The 15,174-nt window shown below is 62.5% G+C and carries 13 protein-coding genes and 1 tRNA gene; 10 read left to right on the top strand and 4 right to left on the bottom strand.

Translation table 11 applies throughout. The features are described 5' to 3' along the window. Positions 1–38 precede the first annotated feature (38 nt). The gene (locus tag BM364_RS18370; RefSeq protein WP_175528464.1) at positions 39–197 is read left to right on the top strand and encodes a hypothetical protein; all 159 of its coding nucleotides are present in this window, start codon (positions 39–41) and stop codon (positions 195–197) included. A gap of 16 nt (positions 198–213) precedes the next feature. Here BM364_RS18370 and BM364_RS04665 read toward each other — a convergent pair. Then, positions 214–289: transfer RNA gene (locus tag BM364_RS04665), tRNA-Ile, on the bottom strand. 188 nt (positions 290–477) lie between these two features. Between BM364_RS04665 and BM364_RS04655 the strand changes: the two genes are divergently transcribed. Next, positions 478–3,003, top strand: coding sequence for a response regulator (locus BM364_RS04655; protein WP_244542766.1), 2,526 nt, complete (start codon positions 478–480; stop codon positions 3,001–3,003). A gap of 369 nt (positions 3,004–3,372) precedes the next feature. Here the strand turns inward: BM364_RS04655 and BM364_RS04650 are convergent, their stop codons facing one another. Together BM364_RS04650 and BM364_RS18360 are read right to left on the bottom strand one after the other, a co-directional pair. Then, positions 3,373–4,713: a DUF4214 domain-containing protein gene (locus BM364_RS04650; RefSeq protein WP_175528463.1), complete on the bottom strand. Its 1,341-nt coding sequence runs from the start codon at positions 4,711–4,713 to the stop codon at positions 3,373–3,375. Next, on the bottom strand, positions 4,710–5,366 hold the full coding sequence (locus BM364_RS18360) for a zinc metalloprotease (RefSeq protein ID WP_175528462.1): 657 nt from the start codon (positions 5,364–5,366) through the stop codon (positions 4,710–4,712). Before BM364_RS18360 ends, BM364_RS04650 begins: the two co-directional genes overlap by 4 nt. A gap of 201 nt (positions 5,367–5,567) precedes the next feature. Here BM364_RS18360 and BM364_RS04645 point away from each other — a divergent pair, with 201 nt between their 5' ends. The 7 genes from BM364_RS04645 (at position 5,568) to phoB (ending at position 12,811) form a co-directional block, all read left to right on the top strand. Continuing rightward, complete coding sequence (locus tag BM364_RS04645) at positions 5,568–6,323, top strand: IclR family transcriptional regulator domain-containing protein (RefSeq protein WP_092421507.1); 756 nt, start codon at positions 5,568–5,570, stop codon at positions 6,321–6,323. 270 nt (positions 6,324–6,593) lie between these two features. Further along, positions 6,594–7,610 carry a PstS family phosphate ABC transporter substrate-binding protein gene (locus BM364_RS04640; RefSeq protein WP_092421504.1) on the top strand — a complete coding sequence of 339 codons (1,017 nt, stop codon included), beginning with the start codon at positions 6,594–6,596 and terminating at the stop codon, positions 7,608–7,610. 77 nt (positions 7,611–7,687) lie between these two features. Then, positions 7,688–9,067 (top strand): phosphate ABC transporter permease subunit PstC, encoded by a 1,380-nt coding sequence (gene pstC, locus BM364_RS04635; RefSeq protein ID WP_092421500.1) that lies wholly within the window; start codon positions 7,688–7,690, stop codon positions 9,065–9,067. Beyond that, the gene (gene pstA / locus BM364_RS04630; protein ID WP_092421497.1) at positions 9,064–10,419 is read left to right on the top strand and encodes a phosphate ABC transporter permease PstA; all 1,356 of its coding nucleotides are present in this window, start codon (positions 9,064–9,066) and stop codon (positions 10,417–10,419) included. Before pstC ends, pstA begins: the two co-directional genes overlap by 4 nt. A gap of 69 nt (positions 10,420–10,488) precedes the next feature. Next, entirely contained in the window at positions 10,489–11,271 is a 783-nt protein-coding gene (pstB, locus tag BM364_RS04625) for a phosphate ABC transporter ATP-binding protein PstB (RefSeq protein ID WP_244542827.1), read from the top strand. Positions 11,272–11,293: 22 nt separating this feature from the next. After that, entirely contained in the window at positions 11,294–12,004 is a 711-nt protein-coding gene (gene phoU, locus BM364_RS04620; RefSeq protein ID WP_092421494.1) for a phosphate signaling complex protein PhoU, read from the top strand. Between the two features lie 105 nt (positions 12,005–12,109). Next, a complete protein-coding gene (gene phoB / locus BM364_RS04615; RefSeq protein WP_092421491.1) occupies positions 12,110–12,811 on the top strand; it encodes a phosphate regulon transcriptional regulator PhoB in 702 nt (233 codons plus the stop codon). Positions 12,812–12,817: 6 nt separating this feature from the next. Here the strand turns inward: phoB and BM364_RS04610 are convergent, their stop codons facing one another. Then, positions 12,818–13,957: a GGDEF domain-containing protein gene (locus tag BM364_RS04610; protein WP_092421488.1), complete on the bottom strand. Its 1,140-nt coding sequence runs from the start codon at positions 13,955–13,957 to the stop codon at positions 12,818–12,820. A gap of 187 nt (positions 13,958–14,144) precedes the next feature. Here BM364_RS04610 and BM364_RS04605 point away from each other — a divergent pair, with 187 nt between their 5' ends. Further along, the gene (locus BM364_RS04605; RefSeq protein WP_092421485.1) at positions 14,145–15,071 is read left to right on the top strand and encodes an MYG1 family protein; all 927 of its coding nucleotides are present in this window, start codon (positions 14,145–14,147) and stop codon (positions 15,069–15,071) included. Positions 15,072–15,174 lie beyond the last annotated feature (103 nt).

Raw genomic sequence — 15,174 nt, 5'->3', positions numbered from 1 at the left:
CAAAGATCGGCTCTTCCCAAGGTTCAGCTTGGCAAAACATGCAAACCTGGCGCGCCCGCCGCAAGGCAGCCTTCGAGCGCACCCAGAATTTCGCCGCCACCGCCAACGCCCTCAACTCGATCAAGACCCAGGAATCGATCGGCAAGGGCAACGTCGTCTCCCGCGTCGCCATGCAGCGCCTGTCCAAAAAAGCCTGATCCGATCTGGGGAAAATGGTGCGCCCACCAGGACTCGAACCTGGAACCAGACCGTTATGAGCGGTCGGCTCTAACCATTGAGCTATAGGCGCATCGCTTGCCTCTTAGCAGGGTCGCAGCGGCTGTCAAAGGGGTCTGGGTGCTTTGCCCTGCCATCTCGCCACCCTACCCCAATATTTTGCACCTGGAGAAACGGTCCGCCCGCCCGCACGTTTGAGAGTCGCGCCGGGCTCCAAGACCCGCTATGCAGTGCCAGCCCAGCTGATCGGACAAAGAGTAAGTGACCGGAACGACCAACCCTATCTGCCCCGCAGCCGCCGAAATCCGGAACACAGACTGGTCGGACACTCCCCTGGGCAGCATGGACAGCTGGCCCCCGGCGCTGAGCACCATGGTCTCCTTCATGCTCGATGCCAATGTTCCGGTCTGGCTCGCCTGGGGTCCCGAGCTCACTTTTCTCTTCAACGATGCCTACCGTCCCCTTCTCGGCGACAAGCCGCACGCCCTTGGCAAGCCGCTCAAATCTGTCTGGGGCGAGATCTGGGACGTTGTCGGCCCGCTGATCGAGCAGACCCTTGCCGGCGAGAGCGTCTATATCGAAAACGCTCTGCTGCGGGTCGAGCGCGGCCACGGCGTTGAAGATGCCTGGTTCAGCTTCTCCTATACGCCTCTCCGCCAGGATGGCGCCATCGCCGGCCTGATCTGCTCGGTCTGGGAAACCACCGGGCAGGTTCTGGCCCGTCAGGCACAGGACTTTCTCAGCCAGCTCGAGGAGGAACTGCGCGTCCTCAGCGATTCCGCCGAGATCATCCAGCTGTCCCAACGCCGGCTCGGCGAACATCTCAAGGCCAATCGCGTCGGCTATGGCTCGGTCGATGTGACCGAACGCTTCTTCATCACCGACAACAACTGGACCGATGGCCAGGTCGACAACTTCAACGGCACGCACGATCTTGCCGCCTTTGGTCCCGAAATCCATGGCGCTCTCAAGCGTGGCGAGCCACTCACCGTTGATGATGTCAATGCTGACCCCCGGATAGAAGAAGGCGGTCAGGCCGCTTTCGCCTATCTCCAGACCCGCGCTGCCTTGACCGCCAGCCTCGTCAAAAACGGTCGCATGATCGCCGCCTTCTATGTTCACTGCCGTGACAGCCGCAAATGGACGTCAGCCGATACCCACCTCGTCCAGGACGTTGCCGAACGCACCTGGTCGGCTCTTGAACGCGCACAGGCGCAACATGCGCTCGAACGGGCCAATCGCGAACTTGCGCAGCGTGTTGAGATAACGACCCGCGACCATGACCGCCTCTGGCGGATTTCGCAGGAACTGATGCTGGTGGCTGACCACTCCGGCCGGATCACATCGGTCAACCCATCAGCCCGACGCATTCTCGGGCTTGAACCGGATGCCATGGCCGGGCGTCTGCTCACCGATTTCATCCACCCCGACGATATCGACTCCACCGGGCAGGAGATTGAAAAACTCGCCCAGGGGCACACCACCCTCGCCTTCGAAAACCGCTACCGGCATGCCGATGGCAGCTATCGCACCCTCAACTGGACTGCCGTACCATTCGAAGCGCACATCCATGCGGTAGGCCGCGACGTCACGGCCGAGCGTGAGGCGAACAAGGCTTTGCGCGATACCGAGGATGCGCTGCGCCAGGCTCAGAAGATGGAAGCCGTAGGTCAGCTCACCGGCGGCATTGCGCATGATTTCAACAACATCATCGCCGGCATCGTCGGCAGTCTCGAACTGATGTCGATCCGCCTTGGCCAGGGCCGCTTCAACGAGATCGAACGCTATCTCACCGGCGCATCCGGCGCGGCCAAGCGTGCGGCGAGCCTCACCCAGCGCCTCCTCGCCTTCTCGCGCCGCCAGACGCTTGAGCCCAAGCCCACAAGGCTCACCAATCTGATCGGCGGCATGCTCGAATTGGTGCAGCGCAGCGTCGGCCCCGAGATCGACGTGCGTACGGTGGCGACCGACCAGGTCTGGACCACCTTCATCGATGCAGGACAGCTGGAAAACGCGCTGCTCAATCTCTGCATCAATGCGCGCGACGCCATGCCGACCGGTGGCACGATAACCATCGAGACTGCCAATGTCGGAATGGGGCGTGAAGAGGCCGCCCGCAAAGGCCTGACATCGGGCGAATATGTGTCGCTCTGCGTCAGCGACACGGGCGTCGGCATGGCGCCCGAAGTGCTCGAGCGCGCCTTCGAGCCCTTCTATACCACCAAGCCCATCGGCCAGGGCACGGGGTTGGGCCTGTCCATGGTTTACGGATTTGCCGGCCAGTCGGGGGGCGCTGTCCGTATCCAGTCGGATCTGGGCAAGGGTACTACGGTCTGTCTTTACCTGCCGCGCTATGCCGGACCGGATATTCCCGAGGATACCGCGCCGCAAGAGACCGAACTGCCGCTCGCCAAGGGCAAGGAAACCGTTCTTGTCGTCGACGACGAACCGCTCGTACGCATGATTGCCGTCGAGGCGCTTGAGGAGCAAGGCTATACGGTCCTCGAAGCCGACGATGGCGCCACCGCGCTGAGGGTTCTCGAAATGGACCGGACCATCGATATCCTTGTCACCGATGTGGGCCTTCCTGGCGGCATCAATGGCCGCCAGGTGGCAGAAGCCGCTCTCGTCAAGCGCCCGGATCTCAAGGTCCTTTTCATCACCGGCTATGCCGAGAACGCCGTCCTCAACCACGGCCATCTCGCCCGCGGCATGCAGGTGCTGACTAAACCCTTCCAGATGGAAGCCCTCATCGAGCGCGTCAGCGACCTGATAGCACTCAAATAATTCACCCGCGCAACCTGCGCGATTTTTCCCTGGATGTCTTATGGGACGCCGGAGTCTGTGGCAAAATCGAGCCGCGGCCAGAAGGACCACAGCCATGCCGGAACACCAACCCAAACTGGTTTTCAGCTTCGAGGTGATCGAACGCTTCGCCCGTGCCTGGGCCAGCATCGATGGCCGGCTCGACGATTTCGAACGGGAGCGGGACAAGGCTCTGCCCCCCTCCCCGGAAGATTGGGACAGCGAAAACTGGACGGGTCACTATCTCGGCTACATGGCCGAAGCGCGTGATTTGCTCACGCGCGCCGGCTGCTATGTCTCCACCGAGCCGTTCCCCATCGATGTCGAAACGATTGAGCCCAGCCCGACCCTTCAGATCTTGGCCCAGATCGCAGCCCAGTCGGTCTTGCTGATCGCGACGAACCCGAACTCGTCCGCCTGGGGTGCTGCGCTCTGCCGGTTTTCCTCGCTGAAGGCGAAGGCAAGCAGCAGATCGGCCTGGTTGGTGCTTCCGCTCGACAGTTTCTGCGTCCAGTAGTTCAGACCCTCGGCCTCTCCTTCGCGATCAAGGATATTGCGGTAGAGCACACCCACATAGTCGGCAGCAGCCATGTTATCCGAGGTACCGAACCGGTGCTCGAATTCGTCGCTGTCAAGGAAGGACAGGGCGACCTCCCGCAGGTCGGCCTGAGAATGAACCTTGTCGGTCCAGTAGGCGAGGCCTGGTGCATCCGCGCTGCGCCCGAAGCCGGCCTGATAAAGCAGCGCCACGTCGTCGCCGAAGCCACCATCTGCGGCCGAGGCCGGCACGCTGCCGTCGAGCGCAAAAATGCCGTCACGGAGCGCCAGGATCTCGACACCGGACATCTTCACCGAACCACCAGCATAGACGATGTTCATCACACCATCGACAGAGGCGGTTATGGTCAGCGCGTCGCGATTGAAGTCGAGCACAACCGTATCGGTGCCGCCGCCGCCGCGCACTTCATTGTGCCCGAGACCGGGCACGAACAGATCATTGCCATTCCCACCCACGAGCACGTCATTTCCTCCCGTGCTGACCTTGGGCAGGTCGACCGCGATGACCTCCGACTGGCGCAGCCCCACAATCGAGAATTCGTTGCCCACGCCATCGCCGATGAGGATATTCTGCCCGCCGACACCGTAGATCGTGTCGTTGCCGGCGCCACCGACCAGCACATTGCCTGCCACATTGCCGGTGATCCGGTCATCGCCCGTCCCGCCAATGGCATTTTCGATCAGCCTGGCCGGATTACCTTCAAAGAGGTAGGCCACGGCGACATTGCCCGGAGCCATCTGCCCGTTGCCCAGATTGGCGCGCTGATTGTTGTTGAAATTGGTCCAGCCGCCGGGCGTCAGGTCGATGGTCAGCGCCGTCGAATAGTTGGAAAGGTCGAACGTATCGACGCCGCCACCATCCCAGATCGTTTCGAAGACTTTATTGCCGCCCGGGGCGCCCTGTCCGACGCCGTTGATGAACTTTTCGCCCGTCGAGGTGCTCCAGCGATAAACCGTGTCACCCGACCGCGTCTCGTAGTTGGCACCATAGAGGTACTGCATCGCCGCGATATCGCGCGCCATGGGCGACTGGGCATAGCCGAATGTTTCGTTGGTGTAGCCCGTAGTTACAGCCTGCCCCTCAAAGGAGCGATAGCTCATGACGGTATGGGCCATAGCGTCGTTAGCTGTCACCGGTGCATTGCTAGCTGCCCCACCCGCTCCCTGCCCATGCAATGCGCCAGCGCAGCAAGGACACAGCGCATCTTCGACACCACCTGCGATTTCGCCGTTCCCGGAAACCGTAATCTTTTCATGCGGATGCCGCAGGCCGAGCGCGTGACCGATCTCATGCATGATGGTGAAATAGGCGTAGTTACCCAGATCTGGCGAAGCGAGGTATCGCGTCCCGAGCCAGACGTCCCCGCCATGTCCGAGGAAGAAGGCAGATAGGCCCAGGCCGTTGCCGGGCTCGATGAAACCGCGACGCGCAACTCGGCGTCAGGACTGGAGGAAAGCTCGATGTTCAGGTTGGAGACCTCGCTCCACTTCTTCATGGCTTGGATGGTCGCATCGCGCTGCAGCGCGTTCACCGGTGCAAACGTCTTTGCTTCGCCACTGCCATAGGTATTGCCATACACAGCGGCTGACTGACTGAAGCTGAACCGAACCGTATCAAGGTTCCATTTGGACGCTGCAAGAACGCATCGATATTGCTGCCGCCAGAAGAGTAAACCCGAGTAGTCGCTGCCATTTCCAACCCCGCCCCAATGGAGTGCCGTGTTGGAAACTGTCTTAGAGATCAGGGTTTTAGGCCCCTTTTGGAAAAATGCTGGCATTTGCAGCATCGGTTTATCGCTTCGTTAGCCATGTCTGGCCGGGCACATTGAGAATGCTCAAAATTTTCCCCGCAACCGTCCGCATAAAAGATTCACCTTGATACAAAAGCGATCGTTTTTTCGCGGCGGGGCGGCACTCGCTGCAGCCCAGAAACCCCTTCCCGCCTGCCCCTTCTTGCCCTAGGACAATCGGGGAGGAACGGGGCGATCATGCGCGAAGGCGACATCATTCACGGCTTGGCACGGGGGCTTTCGGTCATCGAGTGCTTCGACGAGCAGCATGCACGCATGTCGATCACCGAGGTTGCCGAAAGGACGGGCCTCGAGCGCGCCACGGCCCGGCGGTGTCTCTTGACCCTCGTTCACCTCGGCTACGCTACCTATGACGGCAAGTTCTTTGCCCTCACCCCGCGTGTGCTCAATCTCGGCCACTTCTATCTTGCCGCCAACACGCTGCCGGGCATGATTCAGCCCTTCCTCGAAGAGCTGTCGACCGCCACCAACGAGAGCACATCGGCCGCGGTCCTAGATGGCACCGACATCCTCTATGTCGCCCGCGCCTCCAATCGCCGCGTCATGTCGATCAATCTCAATCCGGGCGCGCGGCTTCCCGCTTACTGCACCTCGATGGGCCGAATCCTGCTCGCTGCGCTCCCTGCCGAAGAAGCCCAGGCCATTCTCGATCGCTCCGAGCTGATCGCCTATACCGCCCGCACCAAGGCGGACCTGCCCACCATCACGACAGAGCTCGCCGTGGTCGCGGCCCAGGGCTTTGCGGTGATCGATCAGGAGCTGGAGCTTGGCCTCTGTTCCATCGCTGTCCCGCTCTACAATGCGTCCGGCCGCGTGGTCGCTGCCATCAATATCGGCGCCCAGACGGCTCGCGCCTCCACATCGCGTATGATCGCGAGTTTCCTGCCGCTCATGCGCAAGATCCAGTCGGACCTGCGCCCCCTTCTGCGCTAAGCGTCGGCCTGCTGTCACAAACCTCGTCTAGTCTGCGCCCGCTAGCCCGCCTCCAGGTAGTTCCCATGGAGTCACAAAGCGCGTCACATTCCGCGCTTCCGCAGGGCACCTCCTACACAAAATCCAACAACAACAACGGTTTGCACTGTCACAAACCAGTCACTGAACTGCAATAAAACCGTTGCCGGGCGCCAATATGGTCTGCCGCGTCACAAGGCGGCCCCAAGCAGTGGCTGGCCATTTGAGAACCGAATTCCGAAAGGGACTTTCATGAAGACCGCAATCTACGCCAGCGCCGCCGTCGTCGCGCTCGCCGCCTTCGGCACCACCGGTGCTTTCGCCCAGTCGCGCGACACCATCCAGATCGCCGGCTCCTCGACGGTCCTCCCCTTCGCGTCTATCGTCGCTGAAGAGTTCGGCGCCACCTTCCCCGAGTTCAACACCCCGGTCGTGGGTTCGGGCGGCACCGGCGGCGGCTTCCGTCAGTTCTGCGAAGGCGTTGGTGAAAACACCATCGACATCGCCAATGCCTCGCGCCCGATGCGCGACAGCGAGCGTGAAGCTTGCGCCGCCAATGGCGTCAGCGACATCCGCGAAATCCAGTTCGGCTTCGACGGCATCGTCTTCGCCTCCTCTGCCAATGGTCCCGATTTCGCCCTGACCCCGGTTCAGGTCTTCAAGGCAATCGCTGCCAAGGTTCCCGTTGATGGCGAACTCGTCGACAATCCCTACACCACTTGGGACCAGGTCGACTCCTCGCTGCCGAACCAGCCGATCGCGCTCGCGATCCCCGGCTCCAACCACGGCACCCGCGAAGTGTTCCAGGAACGCGTCGTGACCCCCGGCGCCGAAGCTGCCGAACTGCCCGAAGGCCTGTCCGACGAAGAGATCGAAGCCGTCGAAACCACCTTCCGTCAGGACGTGGTCGTCGAAATCGCTGGTGATTACACCGAGACCCTGGCTCGCCTGACCTCGGACCCGAACACTGTTGGCGTTTTCGGTCTCTCCTTCTACGACCAGAACCGCGACACCCTCAAGGTTGCGACCGTTGACGGCGTCACCCCCTCGCTCGAAACCGTCGCCGCTGGCGAATACCCGGTCTCGCGTCCGCTCTTCTTCTACGTCAAGGGCGAGCACATCGGCGTCATCCCTGGTCTCGCCGAATTCACCGAATACTTCCTCTCCGAAGGCATGTCGGGCATGGGCGGCACGCTTGAATCGGCCGGTCTGATCCCGCAGCCGGCAGAAACCACTGCCGAAGTCCTGGCCGCCTTCCAGGGCCAGTAATCGAGCCATCCTCGGGCCGCTGTCAGCAATGACGGCGGCCCATCCCCTTCCGGGCCGCCTCAGGAAAGCCTCCTCAAGTGAACACCTTGATCGTCGCTGCATTGCTTCTCGTTCTGCTGGGGCTGGCCTATCAGCTCGGCTGGTCCAAGAGCCGCAACCTCGCCACCGCCAATGGTGCGCGCGTTCATTCCCGCTCCCAGTATCACGGCTCCCTGGCCGTTCTCTGGACCATGCTGCCCGCTCTTTTGGTGCTTGCGGTCTGGGCTTTCTTTTCCCCCGGCGTCCAGCACTGGTATGCCGTTTCCCAAATTCCCACCGACATTCTCACCTCGCTCAATCAGACCCAGCTCAACCAGCAGCTTCAGCGCCTCAACGATCTGGCCTCGGGCTATGGCGTTACTGGCGAACTGCAGCCCTTTGAGCAGGCCGCGGGTGAAAATATCGGCCGCTTCCAGCTGCTGAGCTTTCTGATCATGCTCGCCGCTGCCGCAGGCCTGGGCGTCCTCGGGCTCATGCTGGCGCAGCGCCGCATCACCCCGCGCCTGCGCGCCCGTACCGAAGTCGAGCGCGCCATTTCGCTGCTGCTGATCGCCTGTTCCGCCGTCGCCATTCTCACCACCGTGGGCATCGTCGCTTCCCTCGTCACCGAGGCGCTGCGCTTTTTCAGCTTCATCAATCCGCTCGATTTCTTCTTCGGCACTGTCTGGGCGCCGCGCTTCTCCTCGACCGGCGCCGGCGATGCGGGCCAATATGGGCTCCTGCCGCTGTTGACCGGTACCCTGATGATCTCCGGCATCGCCATGCTGGTGGCCGTGCCCGTTGGGCTGATGGCTGCCATCTACCTCAACCAGTATGCGCACCGCTCGGTCCGCGCCGTGGTCAAGCCGATCATCGAGATTCTGGCTGGCATCCCCACCATCGTCTACGGCTTTTTCGCCCTCGTCACCGTCGGCCCCTTCCTTCGTGATTTCGGCAATGCCATCGGGCTCTCGATCAGCGCCACCAGCGCCCTGACCGCCGGCCTCGTCATGGGCGTGATGATCATCCCGTTCATCTCTTCGCTCTCCGATGACATTCTCAATCAAGTGCCCCGCAGCCTGCGCGACGGCGCTTATGGCCTGGGAGCCACCCAGTCCGAAACCATCCGCAACGTGCTGCTGCCTGCAGCCCTCCCCGGCATCGTCGGCGCCTTCCTTCTCGCCGTCAGCCGCGCCATCGGCGAAACCATGATCGTGGTTCTTGCCGCCGGCAATGCGCCGATCCTGCGCGGCAATCCGCTCGAGCCGGTCTCCACCATCACCGTGTCGATCGTCAACCAGCTCACCGGCGACACTGATTTCACCGGTCCCCAGTCCCTGGTCGCCTTCGCCCTTGGCCTGACGCTCTTCATTATGACGCTGTGCCTCAACGTCGTCGCCCTCTACATTGTCCGCCGCTTCCGGGAGCAGTATGAATGACCAGCACCACCCTCGATACGGCTGCTGAACGGCGCAAGCTGGTGCGCGCGGGCCTCTCCCGCCGCCATGTCGGCGAAAAGATGTTCCGCTTCTTCGGCGTGGTTGCCATCGTCCTGGCGCTCGGCTTCGTGGCGATCCTCTTCGCCGATGTGCTGCGCAAGGGCATCCCGGCTTTCACCCAGTCCAACATCCACCTGTCGGTCACCTTCGATCCCGAAGCGCTCAATGTCGATCCGGCTCCCGTGCGCGAGCCCGGTCAGTCCGACGCAGCCTTCAATGCCGCAAATCTTGCCTGGCAGCGCCAGGTGGCCATGCTCAACTGGAACACGGTCATCGAGGCGGCTCTGCGCAACGCTGCGCCGCAAGGCTTCGATATCGACAGCCGCCAGATCCTGTCCATCGTGGAAACCGATGCACGCCACCGCGTTCGCGAAGTTTTTGTGAGAGATCCCAGCCTTCTCGGGCAGACGGTCGAGGTCGATCTGCTCGCCTCCGCCAATGCCGACAACTGGGTCAAGGGCAATATCAATCGCGATCTCAGCGACACCCAGCAGCAGCTCTCGGCGCCCGCCCGTGCCCTTATCGACACATTCGAGGAAAACGGCACGATCCGTCAGGGCTTTGCCTGGTCGCTCCTGAGCAATGTCGATAGCCGCTCCGCCCCTGCCTCTGCCGGTCTTCTCGGCGCACTCATGGGCTCCTTGTGGATGATGCTGATCGTGGTCGTCCTCGCCGTTCCCATCGGGGTCGGCAGCGCCATCTATCTCGAGGAATTTGCCCCAAAATCCCGTCTGACCGATCTCATCGAGGTCAACATCAACAACCTGGCCGCCGTGCCCTCCATCGTCTTCGGTCTCCTCGGTGCAGCGGTTTTCATCAACTGGTTCCGCCTGCCGCTGTCCGCGCCACTTGCCGGTGGTCTGGTGCTGACCCTGATGACGCTGCCCACCATCATCATCGCCACCCGCGCCGCTCTCAAGGGCGTCTCACCGGCCCTGCGCCAGGCGGCCCTCGGCATGGGTGCCTCGCGTACGCAGATGGTGTTCCATCACGTCCTGCCGGTCACCTTCCCCTCGATCCTGACCGCCACCATCATCGGTGTGGCCCAGGCTCTGGGCGAAACCGCCCCGCTGCTCCTGATCGGCATGAACGCCTTCGTCGCGGCCGTTCCGGGCACCCCGGTCGAGCAGGCCACCGCCCTCCCCGTCCAGATCTATCTCTGGCAGGGCAATGAAAACCGCAACTTCTTCGAAGCCCGCACCTCGGCTGCCATCCTTGTGCTGCTCGGCTTCATGATCACCCTGAACGCTATCGCGATCTTCCTGCGCTCGCGCCTCGAAAAGCGCGCATAAGAGGAGTAGGACCAAATGGATATGCTTGCCGGCAAAGTGAAAACGACTCAGCAGACTGTGAACACGGCCATGAACCCGACTGACGCGCTCGAACGCCCCATTCGCCTCACCGCTCAGGACGTCACCGTCCACTATGGCGCCAAGCAGGCCCTGCATGGGATTTCGATCGACATTCCCGATCGCGCCGTCACCTCCTTCATCGGACCTTCGGGCTGCGGCAAGTCGACCTTTCTGCGCTGCATCAACCGTATGAACGACACGATCGAAGGCGCCAAGGTCGGCGGCACGATCAAGCTCGACGGCGAAGACATCTATGCGGCCGACCTGGACGTGGTTGAGCTGCGCGCCCGCATCGGCATGGTCTTCCAGAAGCCCAATCCCTTTCCCAAGTCGATCTACGACAACGTCGCTTATGGCCCGCGTATCCACGGCCTCGCCCGCTCCAAGAGCGATCTTGACGAAATCGTCGTCTCGTCGCTGCGCAAGGCAGGCCTGTTCGAAGAAGTGAAGGATCGTCTCAACGAGCCCGGTACGGGCCTGTCCGGTGGTCAGCAGCAGCGCCTCTGCATTGCCCGCGCCATTGCCGTCGGTCCCGAAGTGATCCTGATGGACGAGCCCTGCTCGGCCCTTGACCCGATCGCCACCGCCATCATCGAAGAGCTGGTCGACGAACTGCGTGAAAACTACACCATCGTCATCGTAACGCACTCGATGCAGCAGGCCGCCCGCGTTTCCCAGCGCACCGCCTTCTTCCACCTCGGAAACCTGATCGAGCAGGGCAACACCGAAGACATCTTCACCAATCCGGTGAACAAGCAGACCCAGGACTACATCATGGGCCGCATCGGCTGATCGCGGACAGAGGAACACGAAAATGCCCGGTACCGCTTCGGACCACATCGTCTCGTCCTTTACCGACGAACTCAACAGCCTCGCCCAGGCCATTGCCGAGATGGGCGGTCAGGTCGAAGTCGCCATCGAGAACGGCACCAAGGCCCTTCTCAAGCTCGACCGCGAGCTGGCCGATCTCACCATCATCGCCGATCAGCGCGTCGACGACATGCAGCGCCGGATCGACGACATGTGCGTCTCGATCATCGCCCGCCGCCAGCCCATGGCCAGCGACCTGCGCTCGATCGTCACCGCCATTCACGTCGCCAACGATCTCGAACGTGTCGGCGACATGGCCAAGCAGCTTGCTCGCCGCTCGCTCAAGCTCGAAGGCATCAACCTTCAGCCGACCTTTTACAACGGCGTCAAAAACATGACCGCCCTGGTTCTGCGTCAGCTCAAGGACGCGCTCGACGCCTATGCCAATCGCGACGCCGCCGCCTCCGTGGAAGTGTGCAATCGCGATGACGAAGTCGACGCCATGCACACCTCGCTCTTCCGCGAGCTTCTGACCTACATGCTCGAAGATCCGCGCAACATCACCACCTGCACCCATCTCCTGTTCTGCGCCAAGAACCTTGAGCGCATCGGCGACCACGCGACCAACATCGCCGAACGCGCCTACTACCTCCAGACCGGCAAGCAGCTCACCGCCGACGTACAAGACCTGCACCGGACCCAGATCAAGGCCTAGCCCTTTCTTCTCCTCCCCCTCCCTGAGGGGGAGGCCGGGTGGGGGCCTCACCACAAAATCAGCATCCCGGCGACCTTGCGGATCGCCGATCGATGGAGCACGCCTATGCCCGCGACCATTCTCGTTGTCGAAGACGAGGGCGATATCGCCATTCTCCTGCGCTACAACCTTGAAGCCGAAGGCTTCCGCGTCGTCACTGCCGAAACGGGCGACGAAGCCCAGCTCGCCATTCAGGACAAGCTGCCCGACCTGATCCTGCTTGACTGGATGCTGCCCGAAATTTCGGGCATCGAACTCTGCCGGCGCCTTCGCGCGCGCGATGAAACCTCGCGCATCCCCATCATCATGCTCACCGCCCGCGGCGAAGAAGAAGAGCGCGTCCGCGGCCTGTCGACCGGCGCCGACGACTATGTGGTAAAGCCCTTCTCGGTGCCCGAACTCGTTGCGCGCATTCATGCCCTCCTCCGCCGCGCCAATCCCAATCTCGTCACCGCCGCCCTCAAGGTCGGCGATCTCGAGCTTGACCGCACCACCCATCGCGTGCGCCGCTCCACCCGCGACGTGCATCTCGGCCCCACCGAATACCGCTTGCTCGAATATCTCATGCGCCACCCCGGCCGCGTTTATTCACGCGAGCAGCTCCTTGATGGCGTCTGGGGCAATGACGTCTATGTGGACGAGCGTACGGTCGACGTCCACATCGGCCGCCTCCGCCGCGCCATCAATCGCGGCCGCGAGAGTGACCCCATCCGCACCGTCCGCGGCGCCGGCTATGCTTTCGACGAACGCTTCGGCCAGCCGGCCTGAAATCCCTCAGGCCGCCGCGACCTTCTGCTCCGGCGCGGGCTCGGAAACCACAACCGTGTTCCGCCCCTGGGCCTTCGCGCGGTAGAGCGCAGCGTCGGCGCGTGAAAAAGCCTGCCGCGGCTCCTCGCCCGGTTCATAGCCCGCAACGCCGAAACTTGCGGTGATCCGCAGATCGCCCGGCATGTCGGCAAGATCGAGGTCGCTCAGCCGCTTGCGCAGTCGCTCCGCCTCGATCTTTGCGGCCATCGGGCTCAGGCCTGGCACGATCAGCGCGAATTCCTCGCCCCCCACACGCCCCGCCTGATAGCCGCTGGCCTGCAGGAGATCGGCAAAGGCGCACAGGGCGACATCGCCCGCCTGATGCCCAAACCGGTCATTGATGGACTTGAAATAGTCGAGATCGCACACGACGACGCTGCCGCCGGTCTTCCCGGCGCGCGAAGCGACCCGGTAAAACGCCTGATGGTTGAGCAATCCGGTCAGGCTGTCGCTTTCCGAGCGCAGCCGATAGGTCACGATCACCCCGTTGATGATCTGCGCCAGCAGCACGAACACCGCCACAACCGAGCACAGCGCCGAAATCGTGAGCGTCATCCGCTCCGCTCCGCCCGCACGGATCGCGCTATACTCCGTTCCCATGGGATAGATAAACGGATAGGTGACGCCGCGAAAAACATAAACGCCCATCATCACGACCATAACGGCAAGCAGCGCCCATTCGAGCCCCCCGCGGACCCGGTGAACATAAAGCCGCTGCACGATGTCAAGCACCGCCAGCGCACACGCCAACTGAAACACACTCGTCCGCGACACAAACGGCACGCCAGTCAGCTTAAGCACCACCGAGCCGATCGAAAGGGCCAGCACCGCACCATAAATCGGCCAGTTCTGGTGGCGCTGGTTGAGAACCGCCCGCACAGCCTGCGCGAAGCACAGATAAACAAGCGGGGTCAGCATGGTCACCACCACGGAGCTTGTGGCACTCGTGTCCATCTCCGCTAGAAACAGCGTCTCGATGGTCCCCAGCACCATGGTCGCTGCCAGCCAGCCGAGCGAGGTCATGCGGCGCATCCCAATGAACACGCAAAAACACAACAAGGACAGGAAGGCAAAGCCCCCTGTCGCCACCCAATAAAGGCTGATCATGGCGTCCCCATGGTTTGGGCCGGCGAGGCGGCGCCCAATGCCTTGGGTAACGTCCCGCAGCTTATCTGTTCAGGCATAGAGCGAAACGGTTAAAGGAGACCTTACCGGATAGTTACCATTGCAAGTTTGGTGCGAAGCAGGCTAGCTGTGCGGCACCGAGCGCAGCCCCAGCAAAGGCCCTTCTGGCATGTCCGTCACTCACCTCGTCACCCATTCGGGTGGCTTCCATGCCGATGAACTTTTGTCGAGCGTGGTGCTGACCCGGCTTTTCCCTGAAGCCGAAATCGTGCGTTCCCGCTCGCCCGACTGGATCACCCCCGCCCCCGGCCGCATCATCTACGATGTGGGCGGCGCCTATGACGCGGCGGCCAATATCTTTGATCATCACCAGCGCGGCGCACCCAGGCGCGACGATGGCCAGCCCTATAGCTCCTTCGGGCTTGTCTGGAAGCATTTTGGCCGCGACTATATCGCCGCGCTCGGCGTGCCTTCCGACCATATCGAAGCCGTGCACACAGCCTTCGATACCAGTTTCGTTCTGCCCATAGATCTTGTCGACAACGGCGCCCTCAGCCCAACCGGGCCGCTTGCCGGCCTCTCGCTGTCCTCGCTGCTCGAGACTCTCAAGCCTGATTTCGACGACACCGACCCCGATGCCGACCGGCGCGCCTTCCATGCCGCGCTCGTCGTCGCCCGCAGCTTCGTCGAAGCCGGCATTGCCCGCAACGCTGCCAAGCTGCGCGCCGAAGCGCTGGTTCTCGCCGCCATTGCCGCCGCCGGATCGGACCAGGTGCTGGAACTGCCCATGGGCATGCCTTTCCGCGCCGCCGTGGTGAAAGCTGGCGCCGACCACCTGCTGTTTGTGGTCCATCCGCGCGACAAGGATTGGTGCCTCACCGGCATCCGCCGCTCCGAGGAAGGTTTTGAACTGCGCGCCGATCTGCCTGCGGCCTGGGCAGGCCTTGTGAATGGCGATCTCGAAGCGGCGTGCGGGGTGCAAGGCGCAACCTTCTGCCACAATGGTCGTTTCATTGCCGCCGCCAAGACACGCGAGGCGGCACTGGCCATGGCGAACATCGCCGTCAAGCAAGCGGTGGGCAGCCAGGCCGCATAAACCGCTACTTCGCCGGTCAGGGTTGGCATCGCCGCCCGAGGCTGATAGTCACGGGGCACCGATCGTCTGGTCGGCTCCGCCCGCCACGTCGGCCGGGGCGAGC

Origin of the sequence: Devosia crocina (genome assembly GCF_900116545.1) — a bacterium.
GTDB classification, from domain to species: Bacteria; Pseudomonadota; Alphaproteobacteria; order Rhizobiales; family Devosiaceae; genus Devosia; species Devosia crocina.
Note: the sequence above shows the minus strand (reverse complement) of the source record. Positions and strands in the feature narration are given on the sequence as shown.

Excerpts from the sequence above, each read along its gene's own strand:
- BM364_RS04610 (WP_092421488.1), bottom strand. The coding sequence starts at position 13,957 with ATGATCAGCCTTTATTGGGTGGCGACAGGGGGCTTTGCCTTCCTGTCC.
- BM364_RS04605 (WP_092421485.1), top strand. The coding sequence starts at position 14,145 with ATGTCCGTCACTCACCTCGTCACCCATTCGGGTGGCTTCCATGCCGAT.
- pstB (WP_244542827.1), top strand. The coding sequence starts at position 10,489 with ATGAACCCGACTGACGCGCTCGAACGCCCCATTCGCCTCACCGCTCAG.
- BM364_RS18370 (WP_175528464.1), top strand. The coding sequence starts at position 39 with ATGCAAACCTGGCGCGCCCGCCGCAAGGCAGCCTTCGAGCGCACCCAG.
- BM364_RS04640 (WP_092421504.1), top strand. The coding sequence starts at position 6,594 with ATGAAGACCGCAATCTACGCCAGCGCCGCCGTCGTCGCGCTCGCCGCC.
- BM364_RS04645 (WP_092421507.1), top strand. The coding sequence starts at position 5,568 with ATGCGCGAAGGCGACATCATTCACGGCTTGGCACGGGGGCTTTCGGTC.
- BM364_RS18360 (WP_175528462.1), bottom strand. The coding sequence starts at position 5,366 with ATGCTGCAAATGCCAGCATTTTTCCAAAAGGGGCCTAAAACCCTGATC.
- pstA (WP_092421497.1), top strand. The coding sequence starts at position 9,064 with ATGACCAGCACCACCCTCGATACGGCTGCTGAACGGCGCAAGCTGGTG.
- phoB (WP_092421491.1), top strand. The coding sequence starts at position 12,110 with ATGCCCGCGACCATTCTCGTTGTCGAAGACGAGGGCGATATCGCCATT.
- phoU (WP_092421494.1), top strand. The coding sequence starts at position 11,294 with ATGCCCGGTACCGCTTCGGACCACATCGTCTCGTCCTTTACCGACGAA.